Raw genomic sequence first — 2,305 nt, 5'->3', positions numbered from 1 at the left:
TCGCAATCGCAGATTGCCCGCTCAGCGCCGCTTGAAATCTTGCTGGTGTCATACCTTGCTTCCTTCCGATATCGGCGCATCCGGCGCCATCCATGTGTGCTCGCCGCTATCGCGGAACGCGGCAAGTGATTTCCAGTTACTCGCATAAAGGCAATCGACCCATGCGTATTCGTGATCGACCCAATCAGATCTTGGAATCGAGCCGCGGTATCCCACGGGAATGAACGCCAGCGCCTTGACCTTGTATTCCTCGCCGCTGTGATCAAGATGCCGCACACGGCGCAAGCCATGCACCATCGTTTCTATTGGCGTCTTGTTCGTCATATAGGTGTAGCGGCCGCGCATTCCCTTCTCCGTCACGAGACCGACAACGGGAATTTGTACTGTCAGTACCATTGCTTGCATCGTTCTCATGCGATTTCCTCTGCCAAACCCATCCGTACTGCGCGCACCGATGCCATCGTTTGGATGCGCAGACCACCGTGTTTGCGCATGCAGAACGCTTTAAGTCGCGAGTTGTTCATCGAATTTCGTCCACCTCCCAACCGCCGCCGTCGCGCGCCTTTCTCGGATACGCCACCTTAAACACGAGGGGAAAGATCCACGCGGCGACTTTCATCTTGACTTTGGCGTCATCGCTGAAGATGGCGCGCGCACCCTTCACGTCGTGCAGCTCCAACACCCCGGACGCAGGCAACACCACGTAATCCACAGTCAGAAAGGTCCTCGGCGCAAGTTTCAGCTTGATGCCCTCAAACATGTACCACTGGATTTCGCCTGAGCGCCGTTGCTGTTCGAGATGCTCCTCGTAACGGCGCTCGGTTGCGTTCTGCTCGCCGTCGCGAAGCCGGCCCAGCGCCTGAAGTGCCTTTCTCGCAGACTCACCCGATGGCGCCGTCACGCGCGCCGCCGGTGCGAGCGACACGAAAGGTTCGGCACAAGACATAATCTCGTCGACTTCGCTGTTTGGTTGTGTTCCGAATTTCTGCGCCAGGGCTCGTTGCTGCGAATCGCGGCCAACCGTCATGTCCTCACGCACGCGCGCGGTGCCGACTTTCTTCGTGCCCTCTGACACATGCATCCGCCAAGGTGAGGAACGCTTCACCATGCTTGCGCCGCTTCCCGCTTTGCCAAGGTGAGGAAGTACGGGATGCCGAGTAGCATCGCGACGATGAACTCGCGCTGCCCGGCGAGAATGCCCAGGATGGCTGTGGTCGAAACAAAGTCGTAGAAGGCATTCACGGGATAGCCGTGCTCGTAATCCTTCGCAGGCACGAGCAGGGCAGCGATCCACATGACCTCAGCGATGACGCAAAGGTAGGCGATTGCGACATCCCGTGCGAGAGCATGACCACCCTCGATCCACAGGTACAGGCAGATGACGAGCAGCACGTCGAACAGGACGGCTCGGGCGAGCTTCTGAACATTCATGACTTTTGACTCCAAGTAACAGGGTTGAAACGGCAGGTCGATACGCTGGACACGTAGTGCCAGTCGGGCAGCAGCGCGCAATTCGCAAAGCCAGCGCGATGCATCCGCTCATGGGCCGCCTTCGCGGTCGCGCATCGGCATGTTTTGCAGTTGTTCATGCCGAGCTCTGCGCCGAGCAGGTCGCCTTGCTGATTCGAGGCGGCGCGGTTCGGACGGCGCTTGCTCATGCCGCCTCCGTGTTGCCGTGTCGATCGCGAGGAATGTCGTTGAAGTAGGCGTACAGCGCCTCGTAGTGCTCCTCGCTCTCGCGGCCGACCGTGCGCAGCATGTCCTCCATCCATTCGCCTGGGCCGGCCGCCTTGAACACGCGGGCCTTGAAGCGCATGAACAGTTCACCATCGCCCTGCCGTACGCCAAGCTGCTCGGCGCGCGCCTCGATGCCCCCTGATGTTCGCCACCAGTCCGCTGCGATCAATCTCGCGCCGCCGAGCGGCATCGACGCCCCCGTCTCAGCTTTCACGGGAAAAAGCCCTGTCCAGCCACGAAGCACAGCCTCCTCGACCGTCACCTGAGGCGACTGACCGACGGCTGCGAGCGAAAGCAAACGTTTGACCGAAACGGCAGCGGCGACTCGCGTCCATGGCGCGTCCTTGTGCTTCGCTTCCCGGTGCTCGCACCACATCGCCCAGACGTCCGGCGTGATCTCGTCCGGCAGTTCGAGATTTCGGATCTGCTCATGCAACGCAACTCGCGACGCACGTCGCGCAGGTTGCTCATCTAAGTTCTTCTCTTTCTCTTCTAAACCCTTCTTGCCCTCCACATTTGGTACCCCTTCGAGGGAAATGTGGAGGGGCTTCGAGGGAAATGTGGAGGG

The 2,305-nt window shown here is 59.9% G+C and carries 4 protein-coding genes and 1 pseudogene; all 5 read right to left on the bottom strand.

What is annotated here, in order from left to right:
- Positions 1-48: 48 nt before the first annotated feature.
- Entirely contained in the window at positions 49-414 is a 366-nt protein-coding gene (locus tag QCE79_RS32410; protein ID WP_309851397.1) for a hypothetical protein, read from the bottom strand.
- 106 nt (positions 415-520) lie between these two features.
- Positions 521-1,108, bottom strand: a complete 588-nt coding sequence (locus QCE79_RS32405; protein ID WP_309851394.1) for a hypothetical protein — start codon at positions 1,106-1,108, stop codon at positions 521-523.
- Positions 1,102-1,431 carry a hypothetical protein gene (locus tag QCE79_RS32400; protein ID WP_309851391.1) on the bottom strand — a complete coding sequence of 110 codons (330 nt, stop codon included), beginning with the start codon at positions 1,429-1,431 and terminating at the stop codon, positions 1,102-1,104. The genes QCE79_RS32405 and QCE79_RS32400 overlap by 7 nt, the downstream gene beginning before the upstream one ends.
- Entirely contained in the window at positions 1,428-1,658 is a 231-nt protein-coding gene (locus QCE79_RS32395) for a hypothetical protein (protein ID WP_309851388.1), read from the bottom strand. The genes QCE79_RS32400 and QCE79_RS32395 overlap by 4 nt, the downstream gene beginning before the upstream one ends.
- Positions 1,655-2,305 (bottom strand): annotated as a pseudogene (locus QCE79_RS32390) (helix-turn-helix domain-containing protein); the annotation flags it as partial. The gene QCE79_RS32395 and the pseudogene QCE79_RS32390, both read right to left, overlap by 4 nt.

This window comes from Caballeronia sp. LZ003 (assembly GCF_031451465.1).
In the GTDB taxonomy this organism is placed as follows: Bacteria; Pseudomonadota; Gammaproteobacteria; order Burkholderiales; family Burkholderiaceae; genus Caballeronia.
This window is presented reverse-complemented; position numbering and strand designations above follow the sequence as displayed.